Below are 15,009 nucleotides of genomic sequence, written 5' to 3' on the forward strand. Positions count from 1 at the left end.
ACGCTTTGTCTCGGATGATTCACTTTTACCCCCTCAATCCGCGTATGTGCCAGTTGGGGGTGCGGAATGTGGGTTATCAGAGAGTCTAGAATTGCAGATTTAGAGCAAGCTTTTGGTCAATATACTCTTTACTATGCAAACCTCAACATTTGACCGTATTTTAGACGAGATCGAAACATTGTCTATAGACGAACAAACTGCTTTACTTGTCATCATGCACCGGAGGCTTAGCGATCGCCGTCGCACCGAAATTGCTGCTAATATTGCACAAGGAAAACAAGACTATCAATCTGGCAAGGTGTTTCGAGGTACAGTTAATGAAGCGATCGCGGAGCTAAAAGTTATCAGATGAACTTAAGAAATGTCCTACTATCCTAGGACTTAATGTTGCACACTAAGCAGCCTGAGCATTTGCATTTGAGTCACTCTCCAAAACATCCGGTGCTGTCAAAATGTTTTGAAGTTGCTGCACAACTTGAGTTTCATCTTGGTATAACATAACTACGTGATCTCTTGCTCTTGTTATTGCTGTATAAAGTCCTGCTTTTTTTTGAAAATTTTTATCGGGATCTGATAATTCTTCCACTTGGTCAACGCCAGCAATAATAACGGCATCAAACTCAACTCCTTTCAGCGCATTCCAAGAATCGACTATTACCAAAGGTCGGTTTACAAGGTTATTACCTCGGTCTGGAGAACCCATTGGAGCGTGATGGGGAACACCCAATTCTCCCAGGCATCTACTAATTTCTGATTTAAAGAATCTTGACTCTTGTGGATGCAATAAAACTCCGATTGAAGATACTGGATGACTGCTCAATGCCAGTTTAACCTGTTTAGCTATATTATCTGGAGACATATCACTTTTTACAAGCATTGGCTTAATAGATGAACTGCGAGAAGACTTTTTGAGTGGTTCGACAATACTACCGATATTAGAACCTGAACGTTTACTTGTCTTCATATTAGCACTAGCTAAATAAGGACATATAAACTGCCAAGCTAATTCTATAATTTCTGGCGCGTTTCTATAGTTTATATCAAATATTTGCGAACGACGTGGAGGAATATCAAATCCAAGACTCTTCCAAGTCCACTCTCGCTTTCTTCGATGTGGCTGACCGTAAACTGACTGAGTGTTATCATAGACAAAAAAGATAGAGTTTGTGTCGGGATCTACAGCAGATAACATCGCCATAAACCATTCATCATAAAAATCTTGAGCTTCATCAATTAGAATTGCTTTATAACGCTTTTTGGGGTTAGCATTATAATATGTTTTAACTAGATCAATAATTTGCTGCCGCTTTTCAGGAATTTCATCCCAATTGTAATCGTATCCAATGCGATAAGCCCAACTATGAAAAGTTCGACTCTCTACTTTTAAACTCAAGCCTTTTTCTTTTATTATTGAATCAATCCATCCATTCATGAAGCGGTTGTAGCACAATACCAAAATATCGTTATATCCTGCCTCGATTAGTTTTTCAATACGATTCCGCAACACTAATGACTTGCCAGAACCTGCAACGCCTCTAACTAAAGCATGACCTTCAAGCTTGGTGTTTCTAGCTTTAGTCTGTTGTTCGTCTAAATCTTGGCTATTTAAACGCTGGTTAAAAGATTGCTCGAAGTTAATCCACTGTTCCACAATCTTTCTCCTTATATTCTTTTTGTCGAGTGTTCTTTATTCAAATCAGCTTACCAATACGACCCGATCTGTGTCAGTGAGAAAAAGTGACAAAAAGTGATAAAAAGTAAGGACTTTCCCCAAATCGCCCTAAAATCTATTCTCAGGTAGATGCCGCTAGAGTTAAACTCTTCTAATCAACCCTCACAACCCAACTTCCTTGGCCTACGACAACACCTGCAAATATCTAGCCGAAAAATTCCCCGCCGCCTTCGTCCACTGGCTACTACCAATAGACGAGCCCACCACTGTTCAGGTACTCAAAACCGAACTAATTCAAGAACCCATCCGAGCCGATTCCCTCGTTTTCCTGCAAACGGATAACCAAATCCTACATCTGGAATTTGAAACCCGACCCTACTCCGACCCGCCGATCGCCTTCAGAATGCTAGACTACTACGTCAGGCTGAAACGGCAATACTCCTGTTCCATCAATCAAGTAGTAATCTTTTTGCAGCAAACAGCCTCAGAACAAGTTTTTGTATCCGAGTACACAGACGTGAACACCCGACACGGATATCGAGTTATTCGCCTCTGGGAGCAAGACCCCGCTTCACTGCTGTCCGTCCCCGGCTTACTCCCACTCGCGACACTATCCCAAACCAACTCGCCGCGAACTTTGTTAGAGCAAATCGCTACTCAGATTGCTACAATAGAAGAACCTACTCAACAAGCGGATTTACTCGCTTGCACCCAAGTGCTCGCAGGTTTGAGATTTGAAAAAAACTTAATCAGACAACTATTTAGGAAAGAAACTATGCGCGGTTCTGTGATTTACCAAGAAATTCGCGAAGATGGCCTCCTTGAAGGAAGACAACTAGGCCTCCTTGAAGGAAGGAAAGATGAGGCGCTGTCGTTCCTCACTCGCCAGTTGACTCGACGCATCGGTGCGATCGCCCCTGAAACCCGCGAGCAAATTCAGACTTTATCCGTAGAAGAATTAGAGGATTTAGGAGAAGCGCTTTTGGACTTTTCCGAAGCCTCAGATTTAACCAATTGGTTGAATGAACATCAGCCTTAATTGCTAAAACATCGCCTCCTATTGTCAAAACTTTACCAAATATATACTTTAAGGAAACTTAAGCCATGACCGTTGATGAAGCAATCGCGATCGCAGAAACTCTCCTCGATGGCGAAGGCTTAAACGACGTGCAAGAGCTCATCTTCAGACAATGCTGGGAAGGCAGACATTCCTATGAGGAAATTTCTCAACTATCTCAATATAATGATGAATACATAAAAGCGCTGGCGGCTAAACTCTGGAAACAACTCTCAGAGGCTTTTGATGAAAAGGTAAAAAAAAATAATTTACGCTCTGTTTTTAAGCGATACTTGCGGCGACATCAAGTGACATTACATCGAACTCAAGTTATCGGAGTTAATCTCAGCGGTGCTAATTTAACTGGAGCCAGACTATCATTTGCAAACTTAAGTGAATCTGATTCGTCAGCAGATTTACACGGTGCAATCTTAGCTGATTATAATACAGTATCAGATGAAATTATCAAGGCTGAAGACGCGCACAACCAGGGAATTTTATCTAGCATAAAATCAAGGATTTATCACTGGAATGATTTGCGCTTTCACTGCGAAGAACAAGTAAAAATAGCCGAAGCGCTCGATCGCACAAACACCCTATTCTTCCCCAACTCCAAAGCCCGCCTCACAACACCCGCAGGCCGACAAAACCAAGAACCAGATTTCCTCATATTCCACCAAGGCAAATGGGGTATTCTGGAAATATCGCATCCCGACACACAAAAAGATGAAACGCGCGATCGACTGTTTGCATCTCACGGTATCAGCATCATCCACTATTGCGACGCTAACAGATGCTGCGAAGAACCCGATCGCATTGTCCAAGAGTTTTTAGACATATTGAGTCAGGGATAGGGCGAGTGGTTTTTTCATAAGGGCGATCGCATAGGGGCCCAGAAACCGGGTTTTTTACGATAAGACGCGTTGTATCCCGCAGATTCGGTAAAAAACCAGGTTTCTTTGTCGGAGTGCGTCAGTCGATAAGGGCGATCGCACTCCGTAACAAAGTAGATTTGACCTTGACAAATTACTCGATTTGTGATATGCACGAGTGGTGGAAATTTTTAAGGGCGATCGGACTTTACGCCAACCAGCTCAACCACACTTCCCAGAGGCTAAAGCAGCCGCCGCCAGTCGCTCCATACCAGCTCGAACAATCACTGCTAAGTCACTCAGTGGCATACATTGAATTTTCTTCAGCAGCTCGTTGGTATTAACAGGTTCCGGCATTGGCTTGCCTTCGAGATGAGCCATTAACTCTTCCATCGTAAAGCCCGCTCTTGCCGCAATCTGAGTCAAATTTTTCGTATCCGGGAGCACCTGTCCTTTCTCCCAATACTGAACAGCAGACCCAGAGACTCCCAATAGCCTACCAAAAGCGCTAAAACTCATGGAGCCACGCGCTAGCTTCACAACTTCGCTCAGTTTTTTCTTAGCTTCTGCGTCCACAGTATCAGCCACCAGATAACCACAATTCCTAGTTTACAGATAAATCTGCCTAATACTCATTCCCCAGCAGCCTCAGCCGACGCAGCGAATCTCTCCGCGACAGCTTTACCAATTAGCGCCACCTGACTCAGAGGCAAAAACTGAATTTTTTTGACAATATCTTGAATATCTAACGGATCTGACACTGGCTTCCCATCCAAAAATCTCAGAAGTTCTTCCAGCGAATAACCAGCTCTCGCTGCGAGCTTACCCAAGTTTTCCGTTTCTGGAACAGTATCGCCCCTTTCCCAAAGCTGAACAGCAGTAGCAGAAACGCCCAAAAGCTTGCCAAAGGCTCGCTGACTCATTGTCCCGCGAGCTGTTTTGATAATTTCACTAAGTTTTTGTCTATTTTGGATGTTCACGACTCGAAGGTTACTCAACCGTATCTACCAGTCTACTTACGAAGTGATACATCAACTATATTTCCCAGACGACTCAGCCGCCGCCGCGAGTCTATCCATCACGGCTCTACCAACCACGGCTAACTCACTAATTGGTATACATTGAATTTTTTTCAGCAGATCGTTAGTATCTACCGGTTCACGCATGGGTTTGCCTTCCAGATGAGCGAGCAGCTCTTCAAGTGTAAACCCCGCCCTCACAGCAATCTGAGCCAAATTTTCTGTATCTGGGATGCTCTGACCTTTTTCCCACAACTGAACCGCAGTCGCAGAGACGCCCAGAAGCTTGCCGAATGCCCGCTGACTCATCGAACCGCGAGCTAGTTTGACAATCTCGATCAATTTTTTCTTAGCTTCTGCGTTCACAACTGCCGTCACTACTTAATCCCACATAACTCAGTTTACTTCCCAACTCCTAAATTTTCCACTTGCAATTCATAATTACACTTGACACAGGAAAGGATTGCAAGTAAACTAATAATTACAACTTAAGTTTTGATAGACCCAAGGAGTCGCTAAACAAATGGTTCTGAGCGAGGAACCCAACATAAGGGGACAGCCCGATCGAACTTTGAAACCGAAGACCGACATCAGGGAAAGTAAAAATGACCAAGAGACGCAATCTAAAAACTCACAAGCCCAGCCGCACCCGTCAAAGCCTCACAGCCTCGGGTTGGCTAAAACCCCAATGCTGGCAAATCTCCAAAATGGAAGCAGCCGAAGCCCTGAGAATGCCGGTCAACCGCATAGTGAAAGTCTACCCCAAACAACATCAAGTAATAGTCGTTTACCTGAACAAGAAAGGACAAAAATGCAGTTCCTTTTTCAGCTACCGACTATTTGCCAGATGGGAACAAGAGACGATCGCAGCAATTGCCAGTTGTCGAAACCAGCAAATCCTAGCACCCCTAGAAGTCATTGTACAATACGACCTCGAACATTTCAAATATCCAGTAGCCATCGCCGATGCAATTTGGGAAGCCCTACTCAACCATATCTCCCGCGTAACAAGGGAACTGAGGCTGAGCAAACAATGCGCCTAGCCCCCCATCACTCCATCAATTAGTAGAAGCAGCCAACTCAGCCAAACGTTCCTGCTGATCCTGAGAAATGCAAGTTTGAATAATCCCCTCAATATCCCCTTCCAAAACACTATTGAGCGAGAAATTTTCCCCCAAACGGTGGTCGGTAGCCCGATTGTCCTTATAGTTGTAGGTGCGAATCTTCTCCGATCGCGAACCAGTACCAACCTGAGCCAAACGCCGCGACTTCACCTCATCCTGCTGCTCCCGCAACTTCATCTCATAGAGCTTAGCCCGCAAAATCTGCATCGCCCGCTCCTTATTCTGCAACTGACTGCGCTCCTCAGTACAGAAAATCCGAATTCCCGTCGGCTTGTGAAACAAATCCGCAGCAGTTTCCACCTTGTTCACGTTTTGGCCGCCAGCGCCGCCCGATCGAGCCGTGCTCATCTCAATATCCTTCGGATCGATGTGAATCTCCACATCATCAACCTCCGGCATCACAGCCACCGTCGCCGTCGAAGTATGCACCCGGCCGCCCGCCTCAGTCACAGGCACTCGCTGCACCCGGTGTACTCCCGCCTCAAACTTCAGCTTGCTGTAAACGCTGTCGCCTGTAATTTCCAGAATTACCTCTTTAAAGCCACCCATTTCCGCCAGCGACTCGCTCACCAACTTCACCACCCAGCCTTGAGTTTGAGCGTAGCGCGAATAGAGTCGCAGCAAATCTCCAGCCCAAATACTAGCCTCATCACCGCCAGTACCCGCCCGAATTTCCAGCATAATATTCTTGTCATCGTTCGGGTCGCGGGGGAGCAGCAAAACCTTCAAACGACTTTCCAAATTCTCCAGCTTCACCTCAAGTTCCTGAACTTCCAGCGCAGCCATTTCTTGCATATCTCGATCGCCCGCGGCTTCCTTGAGAACCTGTCGCGCGCCCACCAAATCTTCCTGAGTGGTTTTCCACAAAGCAAAAGTATCGACCACTTCCTCCAAGGACGATCGAGCTTTTGCTACCCGTTGAAACTCTTGATTGTCCCTAGCGACATCCGGGTCAGCCATGCGGCGAGTCAACTCATTAAAAGTTTGCTCTACCGACTTCAATTTATCCAGCAAATAAGATTCAGCCATTGTCAGTTGTCCTTTGTCAATCGATTTTAGATTTTAGATTTTAGATTTTAGATTTTAGATTTGAAGAACAGTTGGGATAGAATCTCGATCAAACTCCACTCGATCGAACTCAACTGCCAGCCGTAGCAAGTCTTCAATCTAAAATCTAAAATCCTAGGGCGGTAAGTTGCCAGTAGAAAGAACTACTCTCAACAAACTGCGGACAAATGACAATCCGGCTACTTCTTCTTTTTGCCTTTACCAGCAGCCTTAGAAGCATCTGCTTTCGGATCTTCCATTTTCAGCGGTCCAGATGAAGCATCTGCCTTCGGCATTTCTACCTCGGTCATGCCGTATTTCCGCATAAAGCGTTCCACACGACCTTCTGTATCAATAATCTTCTGAGTGCCAGTATAAAAAGGATGATTTCCCGACCAAACATCAACTTGAAGCTTTGGTCTAGTCGAACCAACCGTCATCACGTGTTCCCCGTTGCAATAAACCTGAGCTTCGGGATACCACTCAGGGTGAATGCCTTCTTTTGCCATTGTTTTTTACTCTCTAATTTTTGACTTTACAACCATTTTAGCTGCCGCAGGACTTGTACACCAACAACAGCAGGAATTTTGCCTTATATCTATTGGAACCAGGAATCAGGAATCGGAAATAAACTTCAAAAAAAGGCAGATAAAATCTGGATAGATAATTTTTGCCTTTTCTTTCTTCCTTCTTCCTTCTTCCTTCTTCCGTCAATCCGAACTTCCGTTACATCCGTTACATCCGTTAAAAAATCCGTTGCCGAACTTCCATTACATCCGTTACATCCGTTACACAATCCGCTGCCGAACCTCGATTACCGCTTCGAGTATTGAGGAGCTTTGCGAGCTTTCCGCAAACCGTACTTTTTCCGTTCTTTTGCCCGCGGGTCGCGAGTCAAATAGCCCTCAGTCTTCAGAGGCTTGCGGTTGTCCGGGTCTAATTGACAAAGAGCTCTAGCGACACCCAAGCGAATCGAGTCAGCCTGACCTGTCAAGCCACCGCCTTCGACTTTTACCAAAATGTCGTACTCATTTTCCAGACCCAAAGTTTCCAGAGGGGCCTTAGCCAGAGCCAAATAAGTAGGGTTGAATTGCAGGTACAAATCCCCCTCTTTACCATTGACTGTCAGTATGCCAGTGCCGGGAACCAAGCGCACCCGCGCTACGGAACACTTGCGGCGGCCGGTACCCCAGTACACAGCGCGACCCGATGTATCTGTTGCTTGCATTACTCATTTCCTCCCGGAATCGTGTGAACAATTAATTCTTCTGGTTTTTGAGCTTGGTGCGGGTGGTTTGGGCCAGCGTACACCTTGAGTTTAGTAAACAGTTGTCGGCCCAGAGAAGTGTGAGGCAGCATTCCCCGTATAGCTTCTTCGACAATTCTTTCGGGCAAACGTGCTTGCAATTTGGCAAAAGTTTCTGTTTTCATGCCGCCCGGTCTTCCAGAATGGCGGCGGTAGATTTTCTGGGTGCGTTTTTTGCCAGTAACAGCGATTTTGTCCGCATTGATGACTATTACGAAGTCGCCGGTATCCATAGAAGGAGTGTAAGTCGGTTTGTGTTTCCCCCGGAGGTACATGGCAACTTCAGTTGCCAGACGGCCGAGTCGCTGGTCGGCGGCATCGACCACGTACCACTTGTGCTCTAGGGAGTCTTGAGTAGGGACGTAAGTTTTGTTCATTGTTTGTTGTTAGTTGTCTATTAACTGTTAACTGTTGTTAGTTGTCAGTTGTCAGTTGTCAGTTGTCAGTTTTTAATTGTTAGTTGTCCTTAGTTTTTTATTAGTAGTTACCTAATGACTAATGACTAATGACTAATGACTAATGACTAATGACTAATTTTGGCTGGGTGTCGTACCAGACCTCTGGGGGAAAGGGAAATTCACAATAGCCAACCCGCAGCAGGCACAAACCTTGAGCGGGAGCGGCATATTTTACCATTTCTCGGCGTTCGTTGACCCAGATATCTGTGAAATTGTCGATCGGCCTTTCCCCGCGACCCACCTGCACCAGCAACCCCACCAGCAGCCGCATCATCCCGTACAGAAACCCACTCGCCTGAACCTCAATATAGATAAGAGGCCCAGAACGCTGACACTCTGCCGCTTGTATGTCCACCCAGGAATGGGGGCGGGCAGACCCCGCGCGGTGGAAAGCAGCCAGGTGATGCCGCCCGATGAGCGGTGTCAATGCTGTCTGAATCAAAGATTCATCCACAGGGGCGTGGTAGCAGTGCCAAGCAAAAGGACGCACAAACAAATTAGGGGTCGGATCTGTATAAAGGGTGTAGCGATAGCGCCGCCAACTGGCTGAGAACCGAGCGTGCCAGGTAGGTTCCACCTTTGCCGAAGCTCGAATTAAAATATCTTTTGCCAGTCGAGAGTTGAGAACGCTTGCCCAGCGGTGAGCCGGAATTGGGCCGCAGGCATCAAAATGGGCTACTTGAGCAGCGGCGTGAACTCCCGCATCGGTTCTCCCGGCAGCGTGCAGCGTTACCGGGCGTTCCAGAACAGTCGATATTGCTGTTTCAATTTCTTCTTGTACTGTACGCTGGTTCGGCTGTCGCTGCCAACCGTGAAAGTTAGTGCCGAGGTATTGGATCACCAGAGCAACGCGCTGTATCGATTGGGGATTTTCGATTGGGGATTTTCGATTGTCAGTCATAAATCACAAATCTCCAACCCAAAATTGAATTAAACCAGTTCAACGATCGCCATTTCGGAATTGTCTCCTTGGCGGGGGACAGTTCGTACTACGCGGGTGTAGCCCCCGTTGCGCGAGCCGTACCGTTCTTGGGCTGCTTCAAACAAGGCGTGTACTAACTGTTTGTCGTAGATAAAGCCCATAGCTTGCCGGCGAGCGGCCAAGGAGCCATCTTTTGCCAGGGTAATCATTCTGTCCGCCTCTGGGCGCAGCGCTTTGGCGCGGGCGAGAGTGGTAGTAATTTTACCGTGGCGGATTAATTCGGTGGTCAGCGAGCGCAGCAGGGCGCGGCGCTGGTCAGCCGGTTTGTTGAGTTGGGGGACGCGACAGCGGTGACGCATAGCAGTTGGTAATTGGTAATTGGTAATTGGGCGCCGGGATAGTCCGCGAGTTTTGAGCGGTGATTTCTTTAACTGAAAAACTCACCTACTTAAAATTCAGAACTTTTTTACCCGTTACCCGTTGATTAACTTTTAGCTGATTTTTCCTGTGGCAAGGTAATGCCCAAGCGTTTTTGTAAAGCTTCAATCACTTCTTCTGCGGACTTCTGCCCGAAATTTTTGATCTCGAGCAAGTCTTCTTGGGTATAATCCAATAAGTCTGCGACTGAGTTGATCTGAGCCCGCTTGAGACAGTTGTAAGCCCGGACGGACAACTGCAATTCTTCGATCGGAATTTGGCTAGTAGGATCGGCTTCACCTGGATACTCTGGTTTGAGAGAATCTTGGGTGATGTCTTTGAGAGGTGCAAATAAATCTACCAGGATGTTGGCCGATTGACTCAGAGCTTCTTGAGGAGTCACGCTGCCATCAGTCCAGATTTCCATAATCAGCCGATCTTTCTCGACCGTCCCGCCTACGCGAGCATCTTCAACGCTGTAGTTGACTCTGCGAATCGGCATAAAGATGGCGTCAATTTGGAGAAAATCCAAAGCCGACCCATCATCCCGACTGCGGTCTACTGCTCGGTATCCGATGCCTTTTTCAATTCTGAATTCCATTTCCAGAACTGAGCCTGGGGAGAGAGTTGCAATGTACTGCGATTTATCGATCAATTCCACCTCAGACGGCAAATCGAATCGATCGGCCGTTACTGTTACAGGCCCCTCAATCCGCAACCTGCCGATTTGCGGCTGCTGAGAATGAGTTTTGAGGACGACCTCTTTCATGTTCAGGAGAATTTCTAGAACATCCTCACGTACCCCTTCGATCGTGGCAAACTCGTGATTGACGCCCGCGATTCGGACTGAAGTTACTGCCGTTCCTTCCAAATTTGACAGCAGAACTCGCCGAAGCGCATTCCCAACAGTTGTTCCTTGACCGCGATCGAGCGGTTCCAGGACAAATTTTCCGTACTGACTGCGGTCTTTGTCAGTGTTAGACTCTATACATTCAATTTGAAACTGCGCCACGGAGTGACCTCCCTTTTCCACTTTGGATTTTTGATTTTGGATTTTAGATTGCAGAGCATACCCCTGAACGGATTTCGGATTTTGGATGGACGGGGCAACAGTTAGAACCATTAGTTTTTGACTTTAAGCAGTTAGCCATTATCCAAAATCTAAAATCTAAAATCTCAAATCGTTTTAGACTCTACGCCGCTTGGGAGGGCGACAGCCGTTGTGAGGAATTGGGGTAACATCTCTAATCAGGGTGATTTCCAGTCCCGCCCCTTGCAGCGCCCGGATTGCAGTTTCTCTACCTGCTCCTGGCCCGCTCACCATTACTTCTATTTGGCGCATTCCTTGGTCGTTGGCTCTGCGGGCAGCACTTTCTGCTGCTGTTTGAGCGGCAAAGGGAGTTCCCTTCTTAGCTCCTTTAAAACCGCTGGAACCTGCCGATGCCCAGGATATCACTTCGCCGTTGAGGTCGGTAATAGTTACAATCGTGTTGTTAAAGGTAGACTGGATGTAGCCTACCCCATTGGGTACATTCCGTTTCTGCTTTTTTGCACCAGATTTCTTGCCTGTTTGTGGTCGCGCCATATTAGTCTCTTTAACGTTTCTCTCAACTAATGTCCCGAAGCGCTAGGAGCCAGCAGCCCCCAGCGTATTTTTCCCAAAAAGATGTTACTTCTTGGAAGGTGCCTTTTTCTTGCCCGCAACTGTTCGGCGGACGCCACGACGGGTTCTGGCGTTGGTACGGGTTCGTTGTCCCCGCACCGGCAGACCCAAACGGTGACGCCGACCGCGATAAGTTCCGATGTCCATCAGGCGCTTGATGTTCATTGACTCCCAGCGCCGGAGGTCTCCTTCGATTTGGTATGTGGTTTCTACATGAGCCCGCAGAGCTGTCACGTCGGCCTCTGTTAAATCCTTGACGCGAGTGTCAGGATTTACGCCTGTTGCAGCGATAATTTTTTGGGCCCGCGACAAGCCTATTCCGTAAATGTATGTCAGACCTATTTCGACGCGCTTATCGCGTGGAAGGTCTACCCCGGCAATCCGTGCCACACTTTTTGTCTCCCTAGTTTTCCTGTTTGGCTACAATGTTCAATTAGGATGCACCTGCGTGCAGTGCCCAATCTTCCTTTTTTTCTAACCTTGGCGTTGTTTGTGTTTCGGGTTAGTGCATATCACCATCACTCGACCGCGACGGCGGATGACGCGACATTTCTCACAAATTTTTTTGACAGATGCTCGAACTTTCATCTTTCTTCCTGCCTGGAGAACCCCGCTCTACCGGAAAGCAGGCACGCTGGGACTGCCCGTAGAGCGGTGGGAGGAGAGGCTGGGCAAGGTGTAGACCTCTCCTCGATTAAATTGTATAAAGTGCGGGTTGTTTCATGAAGGAGCCCGCTTGCACCCACTCCCATTGCTGGGTAAAGTTCGCCTGCGCCAGAGTGTTGGCGAGCGATACTTTTACGGTGTAACAATGACTTAACCCGGTACACCGGTGGGTTGTTGACGCCCTTCTCGGCAACACTACAAACGTAGCATTATAGCATAAATTTGAAGCTTTTTACCAAATTCTCTCTAAATTAAACTTAGAATTAGTTTTTAGAAAGTTTTATCTAAGCCTATTTTTTCCGAAGGCGATAAGTAATCCTGCCTTTGGTCAAGTCATAGGGAGTCAATTCGACTTTGACGCGATCGCCAGGCAGAATTTTGATGTAGTTGCGGCGGATCTTGCCGGAAATGTGAGCCAGCACGTTAAACCCATTATCTAGGTCAACGCGAAACATCGCATTGGGCAGGGATTCCGTCACTGTCCCTTCCATTTCAATTAAATCTTGCTTAGACAATTTGGTATTTACCTCAACTCTACATTTGATTAACTAGGAGTGTCCCGGCGTGAGCCTCAAAACCTATTTACTGGTAGGAGTCCAACGGGAACGGGGGGCAATAATTAGGGCGACTCGATCGACTTCTTGACTCAACCAACCGCTCGCTTTAGCTTTACTTGAGTAAAGTTGTGGCAATTAGTATCGAGTTCAATCCGGTCTCTAGCAACCCTCACAAAACCTGATAGCACAAAAAGCTCCTAGTTAACATATCTTAGCAAAAGCTTGTGAGTAACAAGCTGTATTGAGAGGGTTCAAGAGTCGATCGAGAGAGATTGTTGCAGTTCTGCGGTGACTAATTCCATTGCTCGATCGCCATCAACCGCAACTAACTGTTGACGGCCGCTGTAAAAATCAATCAAAGGCTCAGTTTGCTCGCGATAAACTTGCAACCGACGGCGGATCGTCTCCTCATTGTCATCCTGCCGGCCCCGCGACAGCAGGCGAGACACCAAAATGTCGTCAGGCACGTCGAGATTAACAGCTTTGAGACCACATTTTGGGTTCGATGTACTCCCCTCGGCACCGCTAAGCTCCTGCAGCAGTTTGTCTAAAAAAGTTGCCTGGGCAACAGTGCGGGGAAAGCCGTCGAGAATCCAGCCCGCATTAGCGTCCGGTTCATTCAAGCGTTCCTGCACGATATCCATCAGCAATTGGTCGGGAACCAACTCACCCCTGTCCATGTAGGCTTGCGCCTTTAGACCCAAGGCCGTTTTCGCCACCACGCAGGCGCGCAGGATTTCGCCCGTAGAAATGTGGGGTATTTTCCAGAGAGCGCCTAATATCTGAGCCTGAGTTCCCTTTCCCGCCCCTGGAGGCCCCATGAAAATAAATTGCATTGCGATTACTTCACCATTCCTTCATATCGCTGGGAGATGACGTAAGTTTGAATTTGCTTAGCAGTTTCGATCGCCACACCTACTAGAATCAGTAGGGAAGTTGCGCCAAAACCTCTAAAAGTTTGCACACCGATCGCGCTTTCTACAGCAGTTGGTACAATGGCCACCAGACCGAGAAAAATCGCTCCCAAGAAAGTCAAACGGTTCAAAACCTTCTCCACATAATCACTCGTTTTCTGACCCGGACGAATTCCAGGAATGCTGGCGCCCATTTTCTTCAAGTTCTGAGACATATCTACGGGGTTGACAATCAACGAAGCGTAGAAATAGCTGAAGAACAGAATCAAAGTCAGATAAAACAGCGCGTAAGCCCAAGGCGCCGGCCCGTTCGGACTCAAAACATTAGCAACTTGAACCAAAAACGGGTTATTGAGAGACTGAGCGAGGAAAGAAGGCACAATCAACACCGAAGATGCAAAAATAATCGGCATCACTCCGCCTTGATTCAAGCGCAGGGGCAGATAACTCCGGCTCTCCCGATAAACTTTGCGGCCGACTTGGCGGCGGGCCGAAATAATCGGAATGCGGCGAGTACCTTCCTGAACAAAAACAATCCCGACAATCGTCACCAAAAAGACCAGCAGCAGAACGACTACACGGCCGACAACTTGCGTGTCCCCACTTTGAGCCAATTCAAAAGTTTGTCCCAAAGAGCGCGGCAATACCGACACAATATTGATAAAAATCAGCAGCGAGGCTCCGTTCCCGATACCTCGTTCCGTCACCACTTCCGATATCCACATTACAAACATTGAGCCGGCCGTCAGAGCCAAAGCAGTTTGTGCTATGAATAAAGGCGATGGAGATTGAGCAAAAGGGCTGACCCAAATCGCAATGCCAATACTTTGCAGAATTGCCCAGCCCAAAGAAACGTAGCGAGTAATTTGAGAAATCTTGCGCCGCCCTGCTTCCCCTTCATTTTTCTGCAAGTCTTCTAAGCTTGGCAGAGCCGCCGTTAGAAGTTGCACAATAATTGAAGCATTAATGTAGGGCAAAATCCCCAGCGCGAAAATCCCCAAAGCTGACAAGCCGCCTCCTGAGAACAAATCCAAAAAGCCAATTAAAGGGCTATTTTGGACGTTTTGGGCAAAGGCGACTCGATCGATGCCGGGGACTGGCAAGTGGACACCCAGGCGTACTAAAATCAGTAAGCCAAGGGTTACGAGGATGCGGCCTCGTAAACCAGCAGCTTGAGCCATCTGCATGAACGTCTCTTGTGCAGTTGGTGCTTTTTCTCTACTAACGTCCATAGTTACGATTTTGGATTTTAGATTTGGGATTTTCGACTAAATCATTTTCTGATAGCAAGAAGAGAGGATTTGAGATTTGGACA

Annotated in this window: 21 protein-coding genes; 4 read left to right on the plus strand and 17 right to left on the minus strand. The window is 47.2% G+C overall.

Annotation, left to right across the window (positions count from 1 at the left end; genetic code table 11):
• Positions 1–133: 133 nt before the first annotated feature.
• On the plus strand, positions 134–352 hold the full coding sequence (locus tag QUB11_RS10975) for a hypothetical protein (protein ID WP_333202650.1): 219 nt from the start codon (positions 134–136) through the stop codon (positions 350–352).
• A 42-nt stretch (positions 353–394) separates the two neighbouring features.
• Here the strand turns inward: QUB11_RS10975 and QUB11_RS10980 are convergent, their stop codons facing one another.
• Positions 395–1,651 carry a UvrD-helicase domain-containing protein gene (locus tag QUB11_RS10980; protein ID WP_333390550.1) on the minus strand — a complete coding sequence of 419 codons (1,257 nt, stop codon included), beginning with the start codon at positions 1,649–1,651 and terminating at the stop codon, positions 395–397.
• Positions 1,652–1,850: 199 nt separating this feature from the next.
• Between QUB11_RS10980 and QUB11_RS10985 the strand changes: the two genes are divergently transcribed.
• Together QUB11_RS10985 and QUB11_RS10990 are read left to right on the plus strand one after the other, a co-directional pair.
• Positions 1,851–2,711: an Rpn family recombination-promoting nuclease/putative transposase gene (locus QUB11_RS10985; protein WP_333390553.1), complete on the plus strand. Its 861-nt coding sequence runs from the start codon at positions 1,851–1,853 to the stop codon at positions 2,709–2,711.
• A gap of 65 nt (positions 2,712–2,776) precedes the next feature.
• Positions 2,777–3,583, plus strand: coding sequence for a pentapeptide repeat-containing protein (locus tag QUB11_RS10990; protein WP_333390555.1), 807 nt, complete (start codon positions 2,777–2,779; stop codon positions 3,581–3,583).
• Between the two features lie 240 nt (positions 3,584–3,823).
• On the opposite strand, the gene QUB11_RS10995 is transcribed toward QUB11_RS10990, so the two are convergent.
• The 3 genes from QUB11_RS10995 to QUB11_RS11005 all read right to left on the minus strand — a co-directional run bounded on the left by QUB11_RS10995 (position 3,824) and on the right by QUB11_RS11005 (position 4,998).
• Positions 3,824–4,189 carry a helix-turn-helix transcriptional regulator gene (locus QUB11_RS10995; protein WP_333202658.1) on the minus strand — a complete coding sequence of 122 codons (366 nt, stop codon included), beginning with the start codon at positions 4,187–4,189 and terminating at the stop codon, positions 3,824–3,826.
• A gap of 44 nt (positions 4,190–4,233) precedes the next feature.
• On the minus strand, positions 4,234–4,524 hold the full coding sequence (locus tag QUB11_RS11000) for a helix-turn-helix transcriptional regulator (RefSeq protein WP_333101795.1): 291 nt from the start codon (positions 4,522–4,524) through the stop codon (positions 4,234–4,236).
• 108 nt (positions 4,525–4,632) lie between these two features.
• Entirely contained in the window at positions 4,633–4,998 is a 366-nt protein-coding gene (locus QUB11_RS11005) for a helix-turn-helix domain-containing protein (protein WP_006634971.1), read from the minus strand.
• 227 nt (positions 4,999–5,225) lie between these two features.
• Here QUB11_RS11005 and QUB11_RS11010 point away from each other — a divergent pair, with 227 nt between their 5' ends.
• Entirely contained in the window at positions 5,226–5,663 is a 438-nt protein-coding gene (locus QUB11_RS11010) for a hypothetical protein (protein ID WP_333390558.1), read from the plus strand.
• 15 nt (positions 5,664–5,678) lie between these two features.
• Here QUB11_RS11010 and prfA read toward each other — a convergent pair whose 3' ends face one another.
• The 13 genes from prfA to secY all read right to left on the minus strand — a co-directional run bounded on the left by prfA (position 5,679) and on the right by secY (position 14,926).
• The gene (gene prfA, locus QUB11_RS11015; RefSeq protein ID WP_333202662.1) at positions 5,679–6,773 is read right to left on the minus strand and encodes a peptide chain release factor 1; all 1,095 of its coding nucleotides are present in this window, start codon (positions 6,771–6,773) and stop codon (positions 5,679–5,681) included.
• A 218-nt stretch (positions 6,774–6,991) separates the two neighbouring features.
• Complete coding sequence (gene rpmE / locus QUB11_RS11020) at positions 6,992–7,300, minus strand: 50S ribosomal protein L31 (RefSeq protein ID WP_333202664.1); 309 nt, start codon at positions 7,298–7,300, stop codon at positions 6,992–6,994.
• Positions 7,301–7,605: 305 nt separating this feature from the next.
• Positions 7,606–8,019, minus strand: coding sequence for a 30S ribosomal protein S9 (rpsI, locus tag QUB11_RS11025; RefSeq protein ID WP_194067224.1), 414 nt, complete (start codon positions 8,017–8,019; stop codon positions 7,606–7,608).
• Entirely contained in the window at positions 8,019–8,474 is a 456-nt protein-coding gene (gene rplM / locus QUB11_RS11030) for a 50S ribosomal protein L13 (RefSeq protein WP_015178725.1), read from the minus strand. The genes rpsI and rplM overlap by 1 nt, the downstream gene beginning before the upstream one ends.
• A gap of 139 nt (positions 8,475–8,613) precedes the next feature.
• On the minus strand, positions 8,614–9,456 hold the full coding sequence (truA, locus tag QUB11_RS11035) for a tRNA pseudouridine(38-40) synthase TruA (protein ID WP_333390561.1): 843 nt from the start codon (positions 9,454–9,456) through the stop codon (positions 8,614–8,616).
• Positions 9,457–9,485: 29 nt separating this feature from the next.
• Positions 9,486–9,836 (minus strand): 50S ribosomal protein L17, encoded by a 351-nt coding sequence (rplQ, locus tag QUB11_RS11040; RefSeq protein ID WP_190657966.1) that lies wholly within the window; start codon positions 9,834–9,836, stop codon positions 9,486–9,488.
• A 125-nt stretch (positions 9,837–9,961) separates the two neighbouring features.
• Positions 9,962–10,906 (minus strand): DNA-directed RNA polymerase subunit alpha, encoded by a 945-nt coding sequence (locus QUB11_RS11045; RefSeq protein WP_333202767.1) that lies wholly within the window; start codon positions 10,904–10,906, stop codon positions 9,962–9,964.
• Positions 10,907–11,080: 174 nt separating this feature from the next.
• On the minus strand, positions 11,081–11,479 hold the full coding sequence (rpsK, locus tag QUB11_RS11050; protein WP_332978136.1) for a 30S ribosomal protein S11: 399 nt from the start codon (positions 11,477–11,479) through the stop codon (positions 11,081–11,083).
• A gap of 84 nt (positions 11,480–11,563) precedes the next feature.
• Positions 11,564–11,947, minus strand: coding sequence for a 30S ribosomal protein S13 (gene rpsM, locus QUB11_RS11055; RefSeq protein WP_006634981.1), 384 nt, complete (start codon positions 11,945–11,947; stop codon positions 11,564–11,566).
• Positions 11,948–12,031: 84 nt separating this feature from the next.
• Positions 12,032–12,145: a 50S ribosomal protein L36 gene (gene rpmJ / locus QUB11_RS11060; RefSeq protein ID WP_015178722.1), complete on the minus strand. Its 114-nt coding sequence runs from the start codon at positions 12,143–12,145 to the stop codon at positions 12,032–12,034.
• A 368-nt stretch (positions 12,146–12,513) separates the two neighbouring features.
• Positions 12,514–12,738 (minus strand): translation initiation factor IF-1, encoded by a 225-nt coding sequence (infA, locus tag QUB11_RS11065; RefSeq protein ID WP_006276978.1) that lies wholly within the window; start codon positions 12,736–12,738, stop codon positions 12,514–12,516.
• A 293-nt stretch (positions 12,739–13,031) separates the two neighbouring features.
• Complete coding sequence (locus QUB11_RS11070; protein WP_333059810.1) at positions 13,032–13,616, minus strand: adenylate kinase; 585 nt, start codon at positions 13,614–13,616, stop codon at positions 13,032–13,034.
• A gap of 5 nt (positions 13,617–13,621) precedes the next feature.
• On the minus strand, positions 13,622–14,926 hold the full coding sequence (gene secY, locus QUB11_RS11075; protein WP_333074732.1) for a preprotein translocase subunit SecY: 1,305 nt from the start codon (positions 14,924–14,926) through the stop codon (positions 13,622–13,624).
• Positions 14,927–15,009 lie beyond the last annotated feature (83 nt).

The sequence above is a fragment of the Microcoleus sp. B6-A1 genome (assembly GCF_036705085.1).
Taxonomy (GTDB): Bacteria; Cyanobacteriota; Cyanobacteriia; order Cyanobacteriales; family Microcoleaceae; genus Microcoleus.

What these genes read in the sequence shown, in the direction of transcription:
- QUB11_RS10975 (WP_333202650.1), top strand. Translation starts at nt 134, where the DNA reads ATGCAAACCTCAACATTTGACCGTATTTTAGACGAGATCGAAACATTG.
- QUB11_RS10990 (WP_333390555.1), top strand. Translation starts at nt 2,777, where the DNA reads ATGACCGTTGATGAAGCAATCGCGATCGCAGAAACTCTCCTCGATGGC.
- QUB11_RS11000 (WP_333101795.1), bottom strand. Translation starts at nt 4,524, where the DNA reads ATGAGTCAGCGAGCCTTTGGCAAGCTTTTGGGCGTTTCTGCTACTGCT.
- QUB11_RS11010 (WP_333390558.1), top strand. Translation starts at nt 5,226, where the DNA reads ATGACCAAGAGACGCAATCTAAAAACTCACAAGCCCAGCCGCACCCGT.
- prfA (WP_333202662.1), bottom strand. Translation starts at nt 6,773, where the DNA reads ATGGCTGAATCTTATTTGCTGGATAAATTGAAGTCGGTAGAGCAAACT.
- rpmE (WP_333202664.1), bottom strand. Translation starts at nt 7,300, where the DNA reads ATGGCAAAAGAAGGCATTCACCCTGAGTGGTATCCCGAAGCTCAGGTT.
- rpsI (WP_194067224.1), bottom strand. Translation starts at nt 8,019, where the DNA reads ATGCAAGCAACAGATACATCGGGTCGCGCTGTGTACTGGGGTACCGGC.
- rplM (WP_015178725.1), bottom strand. Translation starts at nt 8,474, where the DNA reads ATGAACAAAACTTACGTCCCTACTCAAGACTCCCTAGAGCACAAGTGG.
- truA (WP_333390561.1), bottom strand. Translation starts at nt 9,456, where the DNA reads ATGACTGACAATCGAAAATCCCCAATCGAAAATCCCCAATCGATACAG.
- rplQ (WP_190657966.1), bottom strand. Translation starts at nt 9,836, where the DNA reads ATGCGTCACCGCTGTCGCGTCCCCCAACTCAACAAACCGGCTGACCAG.
- rpsK (WP_332978136.1), bottom strand. Translation starts at nt 11,479, where the DNA reads ATGGCGCGACCACAAACAGGCAAGAAATCTGGTGCAAAAAAGCAGAAA.
- rpmJ (WP_015178722.1), bottom strand. Translation starts at nt 12,145, where the DNA reads ATGAAAGTTCGAGCATCTGTCAAAAAAATTTGTGAGAAATGTCGCGTC.
- QUB11_RS11070 (WP_333059810.1), bottom strand. Translation starts at nt 13,616, where the DNA reads ATGCAATTTATTTTCATGGGGCCTCCAGGGGCGGGAAAGGGAACTCAG.
- secY (WP_333074732.1), bottom strand. Translation starts at nt 14,926, where the DNA reads ATGGACGTTAGTAGAGAAAAAGCACCAACTGCACAAGAGACGTTCATG.